This window comes from Citricoccus parietis, assembly GCF_042433045.1.
Taxonomy (GTDB): domain Bacteria; phylum Actinomycetota; class Actinomycetes; order Actinomycetales; family Micrococcaceae; genus Citricoccus; species Citricoccus parietis.
Window position 1 is genome coordinate 203,522 of the sequence record NZ_JBHLWH010000014.1, and the last position, 17,404, is coordinate 220,925.

A 17,404-nucleotide genomic window follows, 5' to 3' on the forward strand; every position below is an offset into this window, starting at 1 on the left:
GACAGGGCGGGCCGGGGATGCCACCGTGGAGGGATGCGCAGTCCTGACCTGACCACACAACTGCTGGACCTCGCGGCAACCCATGGCTTCGACCTCGACCCGTCCACTCTGTCCATCAATGAGATGGGCCTCGACTTCCGTGTGGCACTGGCCACCACGGCGTCCTCCAGCGCCACCAGTCCGAACGACTCCGCCCGGGAGCGCTGGGTCCTCCGGGTCCCGCGCCGCCCGGATGCCCTGAAGCGAGCCGAGGTCGAGTCCCGGCTCCTGGACCTGGTCGGACCGCAGCTGTCCGTGGCTGTTCCCCAGTGGCGCGTCCAGGCCACCGACCTCATCGCCTATCCAGCGCTTCCGGGGGATCCCGGGCTCACCCTGGACCCGGACGGCGCCCCCGTCTGGCACCTCGACGTCACCTCAGAGCGGTATGCCCGGTCCCTCGGGGCGTTCCTGGCCGAACTGCATGCGATCGATCCCGCCGAAGCCGCCGCGGCCGGCGTCGAGGTCCGCGATCCGGATCAGGTGAGGACCCAGTGGGCGCAGGACATCGCGCAGGTGGGTGCGGAGTTCGAGGTGTCCCCCGCACTGCAGGACCGCTGGTCTGCGTGGCTGGCCGAGGACAGTTTCTGGCCGGCATTCTCGGTCGTCACCCACGGGGAGGTGTACCCCGCCCACACCCTCGTGGTGGACGAGGAGATCACGGCGGTGCTGGATTGGACCACGGCGTCCGTGGGCGACCCCGCCAAGGACTTCGCGATCCACCACGCCGTGGTGCCCCCGGAGGTGTTCGCCGCCACGCTGGATGAATATGTCCGCCGTGGCGGGCGCGTCTGGTCCCGGCTGGGTGATCACGGCGCGGAGATCATGGCCGCCGGTCCGGTGGCCTATGGATTGTTCGCCCTTCAGTCCGGCGTGGCCGAACACCGGCAGGCGGCGCAGGCCCAGCTCAATCCGGAGGCTGCCGCAGGCTGAGATTCACGTGGCGGTGCAGGTGGACATGACGGCGCCAGTGTAGATGGCGGCAGGTGGACGCACAGACGGCGGCCAGGGGCCGGCGTCGAGCGCTCAACATCATGCTCAGCTGTGCTCCAGGAAGCCGCGAAGGACCTCGACGAACTTTTCGGGCGCCTGGGAATGGACCCAGTGGCCTGCCTCGCGGATCGTGACCTTGTGGGTCTTGGGGAAGAGAGCCCGCATGGGTGCCGTGTATTCATCGCGGACGTAGTCCGAGCGGCCGCCGGCCACCCACAGCACGGGGCGCTCGAACGTGGCCCCGCCGGTGTCCGGGAACCCGCCGATGGCGTCCAGGCTGGTCCGCAGCAGTTCCAGGTTCGGCTCCCACGTGTACCCGTCCGGCCCGCTGCGCAGGTTCTGCAGCAGGAACAGCCGGGTGGTGTCCCAGGGGATTGGATCCTTCAGCGCCTCGTCGGCGTCGGACCGGCGTTCGATGGCGCTCAGGTCCACGGCGGCCAGGCTGTCCAGCAGGTGTGCGAACTCGCCCTCCGCTCCGCCTGCCTGCGTGGGTGCGATGTCCACCACGATGAGCCGGGAGACCAGGTCCGGGTGCCGCAGTGCCAGCACCATGGCCACCTTGCCGCCCAGGGAATGCCCGACGACGGCCACCGGCCCGTCTGCGGCGACGCCGGACCGGAGCGTTGCGGCCACCGAATCGGCCATCTGCCAGTAGTCGACCACGCCGGTCCACTCGGACTCGCCGTGGTTGGGCAGGTCCACCAGCAGGCTGAGGTACTCCGGTGCCAGGTCTTTGGCGATCCGGGTGAAATTCTTGCCGCGGCCGAACAGTCCGTGCAGGAAGACGATGCTGTCCCCGGCGGTCTCGGCGTTGCCGATGCGGCTGGTGTGCAGGGTGCTTACAGGAAGGTCAGACACGGTCCGAGCCTAGCCCGGTGGTCCCGTCGATAGGATCCTCATTACCGGCCGGTTTAGGGTGGAGACCATGTCATCCATCGAATCCGCCGGCGGTAACCCGCCGGGCACGAGCGAGAACACGACCGAGAAACAGCCGAAACCGCCCACCAACGGTGACACCGGCACCGAGAATCAGTACAGCACCCGGCTCATCCCGTGGGTCCTGTGGCCGACGCTGATCATCATCGTGCTGTTCGTCGGTGTGACGATTGCCTTCCCCGAGGCCATGGAATCCGGGATCTCGGCCGTCCAGCAGACCGTCATCAGCAACTTCAGCTGGTGGTACCTGATCCTGGCCTTCGGATTCGTGGTGTTCTGCGTCTATCTCGGGTTCTCCCGTAAGGGCAACATCAAGCTCGGCCGGCCCGAGCATGAGCCCGAGTTCTCGACGCTGTCCTGGCTGTCCTTGCTCTTCGCGGCCGGCATGGGCATCGGCTTGGTGTTCTATGGCATGACCGAACCCCTCATCCACTTCGCCACGCCCCGGCCCGGCCTGGAGGCCACCGACCCCTCCACGGGCGCCATGGCCGAGGACGCCCTCGCACTGACCTACCTGCACTGGGGCCTGCAGCCCTGGGCCATCTACGCCGTCGTCGGGCTGGCCATCGCGCACGCCATCCACCGGCGCGGACGGCCCCTGTCCATGCGCTGGGCCGTCGAGCCGCTGATCGGTGAGAAGGCGACCCGGGGCGGGTGGGGCCATGCCATCGACAGCTTCGCCCTGATCGGCACCGTGTTCGGTGTGGCCACCTCACTCGGACTGGGCGTCACCCAGATGGCTGCGGGCCTGCGGTCCATGGGCGTCGTCGGTGAAGGCGACCTCTGGGTCGAGTACGCCATGATCGCCGTCGTCACCGGCTTCGTCATCTGGTCTGTGGTGTCCGGGGTGAACCGTGGGATGAAGTGGCTATCCAACACCAATATGATCATCGCCGCCGGCCTGGTGCTGTTCCTGCTCATCGTGGGTCCCACCCAGTACCTGGCCAAGGAGATGGTCCAGACCTTCGGCCACTACCTGCAGAACTTCATCGGCAACTCCCTCAACTCCTCGGCCTTCTATGGCGCCGAGGGGGATGCCTGGCAGGCCAGCTGGTCCACGTTCTACTGGGCCTGGTGGATGTCCTGGACCCCGTTCGTGGGCGTCTTCATCGCGCGCATCTCCCGGGGCCGCACGGTCCGTGAGTACCTGCTCGGCGTCATCCTGGTGCCCACCCTGATCTCCGTGCTCTGGTTCGGTGTCCTGGGCGGCACGGCCATCTACTACGAGAACACCAGGCCCGACTGGTACACCTCGGTGGTCGGCCCCGACGGTGCCGTGGACGTCAACTCGGCGCTCTTCCAGGTCCTGGAACAGTTGCCGGGCGGTGCCGTCCTGGTGGTCGGCGCGATCCTGCTCTCGGCGATCTTCTTCATCACGTCCTCCGACTCCGGGTCCCTCGTGATGGCCATGATCGCCACCGGCGGCAACCCCGAACCCCCGAACCGCATCCGCGTGATGTTCGCCGTGGCCACCGCCGTGATGGCCGCCGCCCTGCTGCTGGCGGGCGGACTGTCCGCCATCCAGACACTGGCCATCACCATCGGACTGCCGTTCACGATCCTGATGGTTCTGATGTGCATCGCCGTCTTCAAGGCGCTGCACGTCAATGTCCAGCGGACCGAGGCCATTCGCCGGATGGCGTTCCTGGCGGACATCTCCGACCGCTTCGGCCTGGAGAGCGACGACGATGCCGTGGACTCCGGGCCCGTCTCGGCCAACACGTGGTGGTCCTCCCTCAGCCGCGAACGGCAGCGGGAGATCCACCAGCGCGTCGGTCCGCACACCGGGCGGCGCGTCCGCCAGGCGACCGGTACCGCAGGACATCCCGGCCAGGACGGCACCTCCCAGCCGGACAACACCCCTCAGACTGACAACACCTCGGACTCCAACCGCGCATAGCTGGTCTCCATCCCGTCGGCCATGCCGGTGGCGAGGATGGTTTCCCGAAGCGTCTCGTCCGGATAGGTGACGAGGAGGGACAGGAGGGTGCCGCCGTCGACCGGTGTGAGCGTCAGCTCGTTGGTCGTGGCGGTCTCCTCCTGGCCGATCATGGCCTCGGTGGTGACCGACCGGTGCGGTGCCTCGATCTCGAGGACCGTGCCGGTGAACCCGAAGCGGTCCTGACCGCCCTCTCGCTCCCATTCGTAGCGATAGGTCTCCCCCACCACTGTGCCGACCTCGCACACCGGCATGGTCCAGCCCGCCGGCCCGAGTTGCCACTTGCGGAGCAACTCGGGGTCGTGGTGGGCCTTCCACACCTGGTCGAGGGTGCCGCGGATGACTCGACTCAGCCGGGCCTGATGATCCCCGATGAGCTGGGTCTTCACGGCCTGGCCGGCGGCGAAGGACTGCAGGTCCGCCACCACGGCATCGATCTGGCTCATGGCCGAGAGCGTGCCCTCTTCCATGCCCATCTCGAGGATCTGCTCCAGCTCAGCAGCGGAGTTGAAGTGGGTGGTGTGCACCAATCGGGAGCCCTCCGTGGTCTCCTCGAAGGCGAACACCATGCGCATGACCGGTGATCCCAGGTCCCGGCTTCCGTTTTCCTTGCTGAAACCGTCCAGGACCTCGAAGGACTGCCCCTCGGTGACGGCGATGAACTCGAACCAGGCGGCTGGTTTCTCGCCGTCCGGACCGGTCATGTAGTACTGCGATTCACCCCCCGGATACATGTCGTGCCGGGTGAAGGTGGCCGGCCAGCCCACAGGTCCCCAGAACTTCTCGAGCTGGCGGGGATCGGCGTAGGCGTCCCAGAGCCGGCGCACGGGGACGGGAAAGTCAGCCACGATGGTCATCGTCATGGCCTGGGGGTCTTTGGAAACGTTGGTGACGGGCATGGTCATGCCTTTCCGATGGGGCTATCTGGTTCCGGGCCCGGCTCGTCCGCCAGCAGAGAGTCGAGACGTCCGATCCGTTGGCGCCACAGCTGTTCATAGCGGTCCAGCAACTGTTGGGCCTTGCGGACGGTGTCTGGATCTCCACTGACGAGCCGCTCGCGGCCCTTCTTGTTCTTCTTCACGAGACCCGCCGATTCGAGGACGGAAACGTGCTTCTGGACGGCCGCGAACGACATGTCGTAGTCATCGGCCAGCACGGAGACGGACAGCGGCTCCGTGAGGGTCCGGCTCATGATGTCCCTGCGGGTCGAGTCGGCGAGGGCCTGGAAGATCCGGTCCACCTCGTCGTCGCCCAGTTGCCGCCAGGAAGCCTCAGTGCCAGACGTGACGTCGGCTGCTCTATATACAACCATGTGGTTGTACATTAGTGAGCTCGGACGGCCGCGTCAAGAGGTTCTTTGCTGATGCTCACGTCATCGGCAGGCGTGAATGCAGATGGTTGGGCAGAGTGTTGGCAAAGGGTTGGCAAAAGGGTGGGCAGGACGCCGGGGCGGCGCCGGAGGGACTGTTGGTCCCGCCCCACTGCGGACAGTCATCTGAACGCGGGCTGGTCACCACCTGACCGCATTTCCCAGACTCGCTTGCTAGGTTGCCCAAGCCACCATCGAAAGGACGGTATTCGCAGTGCCACTCACCACGCGATCCAGTGCACGATTCAGCACGAGCAAGAAGCTCCTGACCAGCGTCGCCCTGGTCGGTTCCCTGTTCGGTCTCGCCGCGTGTGGCGGCGGCGGCGATGCCGGGGGCTCCGCCGAGGCTGACGGCAGCCAGGGCGCGAGCGCTGGGGCCTCCCAGCCCGCTTCCGAAGGTGCCCAGGCGGCTCCCGAGGATGCCCAGCCGTCCATGCCGGAACCGGACGTCGAGAATGTCCCTGACGTCGTGGCCACGGTCAACGGCGAGGAGATCACCGGGGAGGAATTCACAGCGGCCTATCAGGCACAGTTCCCGCAGATGGCCATGCAGTCGCAGATGTCCGGCCAGGAGATGAACCAGGACGAGATGAAGAAGCAGCTGGCCGAGTCCATGGTGGGCACGGAGCTGTTGGTTCAGGACGCAGCGGAACAAGGCCACTCGGCCAACGAGGAGGACGTCAACGCCTTCCTGGAGGAGACCGCGAAGGCCAGTGGCTTGGCCTCTGTGGACGAGCTGATGGCCACGTTCGAGGAGCAGGGTTACCCCGAGGACCAGGTCCGCACTGACGCCCAGAAGCAGGTGATGCTGGACAAGTCCATCGAGGAGATGGACATCCCGGACCCCTCTGACGAGGAACTCAAGAAGCTCTACGACTCCTCGATCGCGGCTCAGTCCGAGGCCCAGGGAGGCGCGAGCGCCCCTGCGGAGGGCGGCGAAAGCGCCCAGCCTGAGACCCCGTCCTTTGAGGAGCTCAAGCCTCAGCTGCAACAGCAGGTCAAGTCCCAGAAGGAGAACGAGGCCCTGACCCAGAAGATGGGGGAGCTCCGCGAGGGAGCTGACGTCGAGGTAAAGCTCTAGTCCGCTTCACTCCGCCACGGGGCTCGGTTCACACCAGCGGCCACGGGAACCTCATGCCGGTGGGATCTTCCGGGAGTACCTGCTCCTCGAGCAGGTGCTGCACCCGCTGCTGGAGTGCCGCGGCCTCGAACCACGTGAGGTGTTCGGCCAGCGCCGCAGGCACCTCATCGGCGAGCGGGGCGACGTCGGCCAAGAGGCCGGCGTCGACTCGTTCTCCGGCGAAATCCCAGATCACGGTGCGCAACTTGAACGGTGCGGCAAAACAGAGCCCGTGGTCGATTCCCCACAGACGACCGTCCGAGCCGTGCAGGACATGCCCGGCCTTCCGGTCGGTGTTGTTTGCCACGAGGTCGAAGACGGCCAAGCGCCGCAGCTCGTCGAGGTGGGCGGGATCGCCGTCGACCAGTGTGAAGTAGTGTTCGGCCGGGTCATGGTCGATGAACAGCTGCAACGAGCCGACCCCGAAGGGCCCTCCCTCCCGGATGACGGTCGGCGGGACCACACCCCACCCCAGCGACTCGCTGAGCAGGAAGGCGGCGCGCTCACGGCGGTACAGCCCGGGCGGAAAGTCTCTCAGGGGTCTTTCGCCCCACTCCGGCTTGTAGATCGCCCAACACCGCTGCGTTACGGGTGAGGAACCGGCCTGGTCGGCGTCGTTGCCCACCTCGACGAGAAACGTCTCGTTACTGCTGTGGGCCAACTGACCGAGGAGTCGGATCGGGCCCCGTTCAAGCAGATCGATGTCTCGGTCAGCGCATCGTGCGTCACGCCTTTCATCCCCTCGGTCAATCTCGTCCATGAATCCTCGCCCCCCCTCCCTGCCCGGACGCCTACGACGCCCTGAGCTGAGCCAGGGTGTCCTGCGTCGAGTTGACCGTGAGCACCACAGGATCGTGTCCGTCCTGGTAGGACAGCGCGGAGACCGAGCAGGGACCGATGCTCAACCGCTGGAATCGGTCCAGCGGCGTGCCCATGGCATCGGAAACGGCCACTCGAATGGGGTCCGCGTGGGAGAAGCATACGACCGTCCCACCGTCATGGGCATGCCGTAGCCGTTCCAGGGTGGCCGCCATCCGGTCCCTGATCTCCACGAAGCTCTCCCCCTCGGGGAACCTGAACGCCGAGGGGCGTTGCTGAACGGTCTTCCATTCGGGCTTGCGGTACAGGTCGGCGAGCCGGGCTCCTGTCCAGTCGCCGAAGTCCCCCTCCATCAGCCCCTCGTCCTCAAGGACGGGCATCCCGGTCCGAGCCGACGTCGGGCGCGCCGTTTCGAGGGTTCGCTCCAGGGGTGAGGCATAGATGGCGGCAATCGGCAGTGCCGCCAGCCGCTCGGCGACCCGGCCTGCCTGCTCCACCCCGGCCTCAGAGAGGTGCAAGCCGGGCGCACGGCCCGGCAGCACCGTCCCAGTGGTCGGTGTCTGACCGTGCCGAACCAGCAGGATCAGGGTGGTCGTGGCCTCAAGTGGGGATGACGTCGTCTCGTCTCGTGGCATCACGGCCAGCCTAGGCGGGCGACCCGGAACAGTCACGGCGTGGACACCGTCCGTCCACCTGCTCACCATGGGTCGTGGCCCAAAGGGGGTCCTGGCTGGCCCGCAGCGGGTCCCGGCTGGTCCGAAGCGGGTCCCGGCGCGATTCGGGCCCTCCCATGATGTGAGCCTATGGATGAGGTGGGTCTCTGTACGCGCTGGGCCGCCGCCGATAGCGTGAGCGTCATGGCCACTGTTCCTGATCCCACGCCCCCCACGGTTCCCACGCCACCCACGGCCCTTTCGCCTTCGGCCACCTCGCCTGAGACGGCCCCGCCCTCCATCGGCATCCTCGCCGAATTGCGCGCCGCCGGCCACGAGCAGCGGTCTCTGCGGGAGGAGATCCGGGCCAACCTCCTGGCAGCCCTGGCCGCTGGCCGGAACCCATGGCCCGGATTGCACGGCTTCGATCGAACGGTCATTCCCCAACTGGAGAGGGCCCTGATTGCCGGGCACGACGTCGTCCTGCTGGGTGAACGAGGCCAGGGCAAGACCCGTCTGCTCAGAACCCTGAGCGGGTTGCTCGACGAATGGTCGCCGGTGATCGCCGGGTCCGAACTCAACGAGCACCCCTACGAGCCCCTCACCTCTGAGAGCCGGGCACGGGCTGCGCGCGACGGCGGCCGGTTGCCCGTGGCGTGGAGGCATCGTTCGGAGCGGTATGTGGAGAAGCTCTCGACGCCGGATACCTCCGTGGCCGATCTGATCGGCGACGTGGACCCGATGCGAGTGGCTGAGGGCCGCCGTCTGGGCGACCCGGAGACGATCCACTATGGGCTGGTCCCGCGGTCCAATCGTGGGATCGTCGCCCTCAACGAGTTGCCGGACCTGGCCGAACGGATTCAGGTGGCTCTCTTGAACGTCATGGAGGAACGGGACATCCAGATCCGGGGTTACGTGCTGCGTCTGCCCTTGGATGTGCTGGTGGTCGCCTCCGCCAACCCGGAGGACTACACCAACCGTGGCCGCATCATCACTCCGCTCAAGGACCGCTTCGGAGCGGAGATCCGCACTCACTACCCCCTTGAGTTGGCCCACGAGATCGCGGTGATCCGGCAGGAGGCACGACTCACCGCGGAGGTCCCGGACGTGGTGCTGGAGATCTTGGCCAGGTTCACCCGTGCCCTGCGATCCTCGAGCGCTGTCAATCAGTCCTCGGGAGTCTCTGCTCGTTTTGCCATTGCCGGTGCCGAGACCGTCGCCGCCGCAGCCCGCCATCGGGCGACCGTTCGAGGCGACGAACCCGTGGCACGCCTCGTGGACCTGGAATCCGCTGCGGAAGTGCTCGGTGGCAAGATCGAGTTCGAGTCGGGTGAGGAGGGCCGGGAGGACGAGATCCTCGAGCACCTGTTGCGGACCGCAACCGCCCAGACCGTGCGGGAGCATTTTGCCGGCCTCGACTTCGGACCGCTGGTCGACGCCTTCGACGGGCACCGCACCACCACCGGCGAACGCGTGACCGCGGCCGAGTTCCTGGCGGATCTGCCCGAACTCGAGGATCCGACCTTGTACGACGAGATCGACCAACGGCTGCGTGGCCTGGCTGCCCAAGATTCCACTTCGCAGACGGACTCCGGAGGAGGCCCCACAGCAGGAGACCTCACAGTAGGACACACTGCCGCAGGACACAATGCTGGAGGACAGGCACCGGATGCGTCCGCCGGGCAATCCCTCGGGCATCGGGCCGGCGCCATCGAGCTGGCCCTCGAGGGTCTGTACCTGGCCCGCGAACTCTCCAAGGAGTCTGACGACGGCCAGACCGTCTACGGCTAAAGGTGCCACTGGCCACCCCACCACATCGAACCGGTTACGCCGCACCCTGCTGGTCTGCTTCGCCACCGCTTTCGCCGTCGTGGCTGTCGTCGCGCTCACCGCAACCATGACCGTCACCCTCGTTCTTGCTTGAAGGTTTATTACCGTTCATCGTGGTGGAATTACTGGAGCCCGTCCGCCAATAGTGATTGCGACGCGGCGTCTGGGTGGGATCGTGATAGCGAGCCGGAATGAACCACGGAATCCCGTCGACGACCTCGATCTCCCAGGCTCCGGCATGCACAGCATGGTGGTGATGCGAGCAGAGCAGGACTCCGTTGTCCACACTCGTGGGACCGCCGTGTTCCCAGTGCTGGATGTGGTGCGCTTCGCACCACGGGGCGTAGATGGAACAGTCCGGTGCCGCGCAGCCGCCGTCCCGGGCCGTGATCGCCCGTCTGAGCTTGCGCGTGAAGAGCCGTTGGGACCGTCCCACGTCCAGCACCTCTCCCTTGCCGCCGAGCACGATCGGGATCAGGTCACTGTCACAGGCCAGCTGCCGGATCATGGCCGGACTCACCGGACCGGTATAGGCCGCCTGGGAGAGCAGAGAACCGGTGGCTTCCGGCGAAACGGTGGCTTGATGCTCCCGGAACCGTCCGGCCAGGGTCTGGTAGTCGATCGTCACCAGCACCTGGGGCCGTGACGCGCCGCCGCCGAGATCTGGCCGGTCGTTGCCCATACTGCCCTCGGCACCGTCCTTCGACCACTGTGCGGGCGTCGAGGTGAGGGCCAAGGCGCCGGTCAGGGCACTCACCAGGCCATCGAGCCGTTTCTGCGCCAGACTGCGTGGATCCAGGGCCGCCATCTCTCGGACCTGGCCGGCCCAGGGCTCCGCAGCGGCCCCGATTCCCAGGTCAGCCGCGCTTCGAGTCGTCGTTCCCCCCTCGTACCCAGTCAACACACCGGAGTCGACGTCGGGCTTGCGTTCGCGTTCGCGTTCGCGTTCGACCGCGATGTCGTCTGTGCTCTGAACCCCAGAGTCGCCGCCTGTGTTCTGAACCCCGGCGTCGATTTCTGTACCGGTGCCCTCGTCCTTGCGCGGGTCTTTGCGCGGGTTGGTGGCATCGGCGGCGATGGTCTGCAGGACCTCATGCTGGAGATCCGTAGCCATCAGCAGCCACCGATGCAGGTTGGCTTGGCCTCTGCCCTGGTAGAACAACCCTTGAGCTGCGTTGGCCTGGGCGTCCGTCGGCTCCAGGCCATCCGGGTTGACCAGCGCATCGAAGCGCTGGCGCCAGTGCGAGCAGACCTTCTTCACGGTTTCAGGATCCGACTGGCAGGCATGTTCGACGAGGATCCGCTCCCCCTCGGTGACCAGGCCGTGTACGAGGTCTGGATCGACACCGGCCAGCCCAGCATCCCGGGCAGCCTCAGCCAGGGTTGCCGCCACGGTGTCCACCGAGGCCGAATCCATGGTTGCCTCGGCCACGGCCCGAGCCAGCTCCGGCATTTTCGGAGCGACCACGGCATCGGGCTGCAAGCTGGTCGGGTCATGGCTGGCCAGCACGCACTGCGCCCGCGCCACTCTCTTCTTCGCCTCGACTCGGTGGATCCGCAAGGTCTGCCGGAGATAGTCCGGGCCATTGCGGTACGCAGTCTTGCCCTCCGGTATTCCCAACACCTCACGCCGGGTGGTGTGGAGGTCGAAGATCCGATCCGTATGCCCCGCCAATCCGGTCCGAGCCGAGTCGAGCCACCGGGACAGTTCCTCCACCTGAGCCAGAACGATGGGCAAGGACGCCGCCGATCCCTTCCGCTGGGGATTGTCAGCACCAGGACCGGTCGCCGTCTCACCGGGTGCCTCGTCGGCAACATGGGCATAGAGGCCCCACTCCGCCGACCGATCGACCTCCGGCTCCTCAGCGAAGCGGTCGAGGTATCCCAACAGGCCGGGATCAGCGGCCCGTGCCGCCACCTCCTCCACCAGCACGCGGGCGACCGCCAGGAGTTCGGGCAGGTCCAGAGAGGACGCCCCATCCTTATCGATCAACACTGTCCTTGCCACCCCCGTTCCTCTCATACCGGCACTGCCCATCCATGTCATGCCCGATGACGATTCGCCGGCTGTTCGACAGTTGAGACCGTCGATCGATGCCCACCGGGTGGGCTAGTACACATATTCGAACACACGGCACGGACGTGGTACGAGGCCGCGTCCTGGGCCTGGGGACAACACTCCGAGCATGGGACTCCTGTGCAGGCGGCGGCCGCCGCACGCCGCACAGCGGCACCGGAGAGCCACCGTCGACCCCAAGACCCCAAGACCCCACAACGGAACCGGAGAATCTGATGATGCCGGCGTCGGGAAGATGATGGAACGGAGAACCAAGCAGTGCCGGCATCGGGAAGGTGGGCCCGGAGAAGCGGAAGAACCTAGTGGTGCCGGCGTCGGGAAGACGTAGAGTGGCGGTGGAAGGCTGAGGCCCCTCGTCAGGGGAAGGAGTCACCGTGAGACATCACCAGTCCTCACGTTATGGCCGCTACGACGGCGGCCCCGATCCACTAGCACCGCCGATCGACCTCTCCGAGGCACTCGACGCCGTGGCCGATGACGTCATGGCCGGATACTCTCCCGCGCAGGCCCTGCGCGAGTTCCTGCGCCGCGGCGGACGGACGATGGCCGGATTGGACGAACTCGCCGGTCGCGTCCAGCAGAAGCGCCGGGACCTGCTCAGCCGGCACCGCCTGGACGGCACCCTCCAGGAGGCGAAGAAGCTGCTGGATGAGGCCGTCCTCGAGGAGCGCAAACAGCTGGCCCGCGACATCCGGATGGATGGCACCGACCGGGCCTTCCGGGAGATGCAGTTGCAGAACCTCCCTGCCTCCACGGCCGCCGCCGTCACGGAATTGACCGAGTATGACTGGCAGTCGGACACCGCGCGCCGCGCCTTCGAGGAGATCAAGGACCTGCTCGGCCGCGAGCTGCTCGACCAGCGGTTCGCCGGCATGAAGAACGCGCTGGAGAACGCCACCGAGCAGGATCGAACGGCGATCTCCGCCATGCTCCGGGACCTCAACGATCTGCTGGACAAGCATGCCCGTGGCGAGGACACCCCCGAGGACTTCCAGAACTTCATGGCCCAGCACGGTGACCAGTTCCCCGAAGACCCGAAAGACATCGACGAGCTGATCGATACCCTCGCCGAGCGCTCCGCTGCGGCCCAGCGCATGCTCCGCTCCATGTCCCCGGAACAGCGTGAAGATTTGATGGCCCTGTCTGCACAGGCCTTCGGCTCGGCGGACCTGCTGGACCAGCTGAACCGTCTCGACGCCAATCTCCAAGGCCTGCGCCCCGGCGAGGACTGGACCGGTGCCGAACAGTTCGACGGCGACCAGGGGCTCGGCCTCGGAGACGGCACCGGGGCCTTCCAAGACTTGGCCGAACTCGATCAGCTCAGCGACCAGCTCTCCCAATCCTCTCTCGGTTCCACCTTGTCAGACGTGGATGTGGACCGGCTGGCCCGCCAGCTCGGGGACGAGGCCGCCGCCGACGCCAGGACCCTCGAACGACTCGAGAAGGCCCTCAGGGACAGCGGTCTGCTGCGACGCGGCGCTGACGGGGACTTGAGGCTCTCCCCGAAGGCCGTGCGCAAGCTCGGCACGTCCCTGCTCAAGGACGCCGCCGGCCGCCTCTCGGGCCGGCAGGGCCAGCGCGATACCCGGCTGGCCGGGGCTGCCGGCGAACTCACCGGTTCGAGCCGGGCGTGGCAGTACGGGGATGTCGAGCCCTGGGACGTCACACAGACCATCACGAACGCGATCAGCCGCACGGTCACCGAGGGCAGGAATCCCCGGACCGCCCTGCGGATCGAGGTGGCCGACGTCGAGGTCCAGGAGACCGAGGCCCGCACCCAGGCCGCCGTGGCGCTCCTGGTGGACACCTCGTTCTCGATGGCGGCCGAGGGGCGCTGGGTGCCCATGAAACGCACCGCGCTGGCCCTGCACCACCTCGTCGCGACCCGGTTCCGCGGCGACCAGCTGCAACTCGTGCAGTTCGGCCGCTACGCCCAGCGAGTGGACATCGACGAGCTCACCGCCCTGCCGCCCATGCGCGAACAGGGCACCAACCTGCACCACGGGCTGATGCTCGCCACCCGATTCTTCCGCCAGCACCCCACCCTGCAGCCGGTGCTGCTCATCGTCACCGACGGCGAACCGACCGCGCATCTCCTGCACCACGGCGGTGCCGGCCCCGAGGCGTGGTTCTCCTATCCGCCCGACCGCGAAACGCTGCGCGCCACCATCGCCGAACTCGACCGCGTCGGCCGGCTCGGTGCGGAGACCACCTTCTTCCGGCTGGGATCCGACCCGGGGTTGGTGGACTTCCTCGCCGCCATGGCGCGCCGGGTGGACGGCCGCGTGGTGGCACCGGAGGCGGACGACCTGGGCGCCGCCGTCGTGGGCGAATTCCTCCGCTCGCGCTCGCACCCATCGGACCGACCGGGTCCGGACTGGACTGGCTAAAACTGACTGACTGAAACTGACTGGCTGGCGCCGGCCCCCAGCGGGTCCAACCGTGTCCAGGGGCACCTGGAGACGGTTGAGTGCCCGGGTCGGGTTGAATGGGTGGATGCACATCGTCCTGGGCCCGGCCCCTGATCCGGCACCCGGCTCGAGCTCCGGGCAGTCCGGGCACTGGCTACCTGTGCTGGTCGACGACGGCCGGATCGAGTCCCTCTCGCCGGTCACCGCCGCCGCGCTGCCCGATGTGGTGCGCTCGCTGCCCGGCCGGCTCGGACTGAGCCCCGAGACCGTGCGCTGGGTGTTCGCCTCCGTGGCGAGGGACTACCGGCCACTGCTCGAGGCCGGCGTGGAGATCGGCCGGTGCTGGGACCTGGGTCTGTGCCAGCGCATCCTAACCACCGCCTTCACCGGTCCCGCCGACACCTCCACCTTCACCGGCCCCGCCGGCACCCCCACCGGTTCCGCCGATACCTCCACGTCCCCCGGCACCCCCTACTCCCCCACCGTCCCCATCCCGGTGCTGGAACCCGAGCCGTGGGAAGCAGAGCCACCGGCCGCACGGGCGGATCAGGGAACGTTCTTCGATCTGCCCTCAACCAACCGTCGAGGGCAGGACACCCCCACAGCGCCCGAGCTGGCGCGCGAACTGGTGGCCCAGCTGGACGCGGTGGCGGGATCTCGGCACCGCCACCGGCTCAAGCTGTTGTTGGCCGCCGAGTCCCAGGGCGCTCTCATCGCGGCGGAGATCCTGCACGAGGGCCTGCCGTGGCGCCGGGACCTCCACGAGCGGATGCTCGCCGAGATGCTGGGCCCCCGTCCGGCGGAGGGACAGCGCCCCCGACTCCTGCAGGAGCTCGCGGAGGACATCGCCGTCACCCTCGGAGTGCCCGGCCTCAATCCGGATTCACCCCAGGACCTGTTGCGCGGGCTCAACCTCGCCGGCATCCGCGTGGCCTCCACCCGGGCCTGGGACCTGAAGGGCTGGGCCGCTGAGGGCGGCGCCGACTCGCAGCGGCGGTCCGGGTTGATCTCCGGCGTGCTGGAGTACAAGCGTCTGTACCGGCTGTGGACGGCCAACGGGTGGCATTGGCTGGACGAGTGGGTGCAGGACGGCCGTTTCCATCCGGCCTACTCCGTCGGCGGGGTGGTGACGGGCCGGTGGGCCGCCCACGGCGGGGGCGCCATGCAGATCCCGGCCGTGGTCCGGGACGCTGTCCGAGCCGACCCGGGTCATCTGCTCACGGTGGCCGATGCCTCCCAGGTGGAGCCGCGCATCCTCGCCGCCATGTCCGGGGACCGAGCCCTGGCCGAGGCCGGCTCCGGTCACGACCTCTACCTGGCCGTCGCCGAGCAGGGCCGGCGCGCCGGCTCCGAGCTCGGCGAGCGCTCCCGGGCGAAGGTGGCACTGCTCGGTGCCATGTATGGCGCGACGACGGGTGATTCAGCGGCGCTGATGCCCCACCTGCGCCGGTTGTTCCCCGAGGCCATCGCCCTGCTGGAGCGCGCGGCGCGGCGCGGTGAGGAGGGCGGACAGGTCTCCACCTGGCTGGGGCGGACCTCCCCGCCGGCCGCGCCGGAGTGGCTGGAGGTCACCGGAAACGTGTCCACGGCCGAGGCGGAGGCGCGGGCCCGGACCGTGCGCCGGTCGGCCGGCCGGTTCACCCGCAACTTCGTCATCCAGGGCACCGCGGCAGAATGGGCCCTGTGTTGGATGGGTGAGATCCGCCGGCGGTTGCGCGACGGCACCACCACAGCCCAAGGGAGCTTGCGTCCCCTGGAAACCCGCCTGGTGTTCTTCGTCCACGACGAGGTGGTCCTGCACGGCCCCGCCGAGGAGGCGCCGGCCGTGCATCGGATCGTCACGGAAGCGGCCCAGGCCGCCGGGCGGCTGCTGTTCGGGGCGGCCCCGGTGGAGTTCCCGCTCTCGATCTCCGCTGCGGAGTCCTACGCCGCCGCCCACTGACGCGCCCGGTGCGCCCGATGTGCCCGCGGCGGGAGATCCCCCGCAACCGAATCTCAGAACGTGATCCTCGGTTCAGAGCCCGAGATCGCGCCCGATGAGCTCCTTCATGATCTCGTTGGAGCCGGCCCAGATCTTGTTGACGCGGGCATCCTTCCAGGCGCGGGCCACCCGGTACTCGTTCATGTAGCCGTAGCCGCCGTACAACTGGACGCAGTGGTCGATGACCTCGTTCTGCACGTCCGAGGCCCAGTACTTGGCCTTGGCCGCATCCACGGCGGAGAGCTCGCCTGCGGTGTGGGCCATGATGGCGTCGTCGAGGAAGGCCTGGGTGACCTCGACCTTGGTCACGAGCTCGGCCAGCAGGAACTTGTTGTGCTGGAAGGCCCCGATCGACTGGCCGAAGGCCTTGCGATCCTTCGCGTAGCCGATGGTCTCGTCCAGGATCTGACGGGCGTGGGCGAGCCCGTAGACGGCGGCGCCCAGACGTTCCTGCGGGAGGTTCTTCATCATCTGGATGAAACCGGTGTCCACCTGGCCGATGATGTTCTCGGCCGGGACGCGGACATCCGTGAAGAACAGTTCGGCGGTGTCCGATTCGGGCTGGCCGACCTTGTCCAGCTTGCGGCCCCGCTCGAAGCCCGCCATCCCGGTCTCCACGCCGAACAGGGTGATGCCCTTGGCCTTCTTCTCCGGGCTGGTGCGGGCGGCCACCACCACCAGGTCGGCGGAGTAGCCGTTGGTGATGAAGGTCTTGGAACCGTTGACGACCCACTCGTCGCCATCGCGCACTGCGGTGGTCTTGAGGTTGGCCAGGTCGGAGCCGCCGGACGGCTCGGTCATGGCGATGGCGGTGACGACGGAGCCCTCCGCCACGCCGGGCAGCCAACGGGCGTGCTGCTCCGGGGTGCCGAGGTCCACGATGTAGGGCGGCACGATGTCCGCGTCGATGCCCACGCAGGAGGAGATGGCGAAGCTGGCCTTGGCCAGTTCCTCGAAGACCACGGCGTTGAAGCGGTAGTCCTGCGGATAGCCGCCGCCGAACTCCTCCGGGACCTCCAGTCCGAGCAGGCCCTGCTGGCCAGCCTGCAGCCAGAACTCCCGCGGCAGGCCCTTGGCCTCGGCCCACGCCTCGATGTTCGGGGTGACCTGGCGGCTGACGAACTCGGCTACGGCATCGCGGAAGTCTTCATGTTCGGTCTCGAATATGCGGCGGCGCACGGTGATCCTCCCGGAGCGGTGGTGACTGGGTGTGACACCAAGATACTACTCATGAGTAGCT

The 17,404-nt window shown here is 67.7% G+C and carries 13 protein-coding genes; 6 read left to right on the plus strand and 7 right to left on the minus strand.

Annotated elements, in window-relative coordinates; all coding sequences use genetic code 11:
• Nucleotides 1–33: 33 nt before the first annotated feature.
• Nucleotides 34–969, plus strand: coding sequence for a macrolide 2'-phosphotransferase (locus tag ACFFIO_RS05935; RefSeq protein ID WP_378040664.1), 936 nt, complete (start codon nucleotides 34–36; stop codon nucleotides 967–969).
• Between the two features lie 105 nt (nucleotides 970–1,074).
• On the opposite strand, the gene ACFFIO_RS05940 is transcribed toward ACFFIO_RS05935, so the two are convergent.
• Complete coding sequence (locus ACFFIO_RS05940; RefSeq protein ID WP_378040665.1) at nucleotides 1,075–1,887, minus strand: alpha/beta fold hydrolase; 813 nt, start codon at nucleotides 1,885–1,887, stop codon at nucleotides 1,075–1,077.
• 67 nt (nucleotides 1,888–1,954) lie between these two features.
• Between ACFFIO_RS05940 and ACFFIO_RS05945 the strand changes: the two genes are divergently transcribed.
• The gene (locus ACFFIO_RS05945) at nucleotides 1,955–3,865 is read left to right on the plus strand and encodes a BCCT family transporter (protein ID WP_378040666.1); all 1,911 of its coding nucleotides are present in this window, start codon (nucleotides 1,955–1,957) and stop codon (nucleotides 3,863–3,865) included.
• Here ACFFIO_RS05945 and ACFFIO_RS05950 read toward each other — a convergent pair.
• Both ACFFIO_RS05950 and ACFFIO_RS05955 read right to left on the minus strand, forming a co-directional pair.
• The gene (locus tag ACFFIO_RS05950; RefSeq protein WP_378040667.1) at nucleotides 3,829–4,803 is read right to left on the minus strand and encodes an SRPBCC family protein; all 975 of its coding nucleotides are present in this window, start codon (nucleotides 4,801–4,803) and stop codon (nucleotides 3,829–3,831) included. The two genes, ACFFIO_RS05945 and ACFFIO_RS05950, sit on opposite strands and share 37 nt — an antisense overlap.
• A gap of 2 nt (nucleotides 4,804–4,805) precedes the next feature.
• Nucleotides 4,806–5,216, minus strand: a complete 411-nt coding sequence (locus ACFFIO_RS05955) for an ArsR/SmtB family transcription factor (protein ID WP_378040668.1) — start codon at nucleotides 5,214–5,216, stop codon at nucleotides 4,806–4,808.
• A 271-nt stretch (nucleotides 5,217–5,487) separates the two neighbouring features.
• Between ACFFIO_RS05955 and ACFFIO_RS05960 the strand changes: the two genes are divergently transcribed.
• The gene (locus ACFFIO_RS05960; RefSeq protein ID WP_378040669.1) at nucleotides 5,488–6,354 is read left to right on the plus strand and encodes a SurA N-terminal domain-containing protein; all 867 of its coding nucleotides are present in this window, start codon (nucleotides 5,488–5,490) and stop codon (nucleotides 6,352–6,354) included.
• A 28-nt stretch (nucleotides 6,355–6,382) separates the two neighbouring features.
• On the opposite strand, the gene ACFFIO_RS05965 is transcribed toward ACFFIO_RS05960, so the two are convergent.
• Both ACFFIO_RS05965 and ACFFIO_RS05970 read right to left on the minus strand, forming a co-directional pair.
• Complete coding sequence (locus ACFFIO_RS05965; RefSeq protein WP_378040670.1) at nucleotides 6,383–7,153, minus strand: Rv2133c family protein; 771 nt, start codon at nucleotides 7,151–7,153, stop codon at nucleotides 6,383–6,385.
• A gap of 31 nt (nucleotides 7,154–7,184) precedes the next feature.
• Nucleotides 7,185–7,847, minus strand: coding sequence for a histidine phosphatase family protein (locus tag ACFFIO_RS05970; RefSeq protein WP_378040671.1), 663 nt, complete (start codon nucleotides 7,845–7,847; stop codon nucleotides 7,185–7,187).
• 222 nt (nucleotides 7,848–8,069) lie between these two features.
• On the opposite strand from ACFFIO_RS05970, the gene ACFFIO_RS05975 reads away from it, so the two are divergent.
• The gene (locus tag ACFFIO_RS05975; RefSeq protein WP_378040672.1) at nucleotides 8,070–9,656 is read left to right on the plus strand and encodes a sigma 54-interacting transcriptional regulator; all 1,587 of its coding nucleotides are present in this window, start codon (nucleotides 8,070–8,072) and stop codon (nucleotides 9,654–9,656) included.
• A 34-nt stretch (nucleotides 9,657–9,690) separates the two neighbouring features.
• Here the strand turns inward: ACFFIO_RS05975 and ACFFIO_RS05980 are convergent, their stop codons facing one another.
• Nucleotides 9,691–11,688, minus strand: a complete 1,998-nt coding sequence (locus ACFFIO_RS05980; RefSeq protein ID WP_378040673.1) for an HNH endonuclease signature motif containing protein — start codon at nucleotides 11,686–11,688, stop codon at nucleotides 9,691–9,693.
• A gap of 458 nt (nucleotides 11,689–12,146) precedes the next feature.
• On the opposite strand from ACFFIO_RS05980, the gene ACFFIO_RS05985 reads away from it, so the two are divergent.
• Both ACFFIO_RS05985 and ACFFIO_RS05990 read left to right on the plus strand, forming a co-directional pair.
• Nucleotides 12,147–14,162, plus strand: a complete 2,016-nt coding sequence (locus ACFFIO_RS05985) for a vWA domain-containing protein (RefSeq protein WP_378040674.1) — start codon at nucleotides 12,147–12,149, stop codon at nucleotides 14,160–14,162.
• A 106-nt stretch (nucleotides 14,163–14,268) separates the two neighbouring features.
• Entirely contained in the window at nucleotides 14,269–16,125 is a 1,857-nt protein-coding gene (locus tag ACFFIO_RS05990) for a bifunctional 3'-5' exonuclease/DNA polymerase (RefSeq protein ID WP_378040675.1), read from the plus strand.
• Nucleotides 16,126–16,197: 72 nt separating this feature from the next.
• Here ACFFIO_RS05990 and ACFFIO_RS05995 read toward each other — a convergent pair whose 3' ends face one another.
• The gene (locus tag ACFFIO_RS05995) at nucleotides 16,198–17,343 is read right to left on the minus strand and encodes an acyl-CoA dehydrogenase family protein (RefSeq protein WP_378040676.1); all 1,146 of its coding nucleotides are present in this window, start codon (nucleotides 17,341–17,343) and stop codon (nucleotides 16,198–16,200) included.
• Between the last annotated feature and the right edge of the window lie 61 nt (nucleotides 17,344–17,404).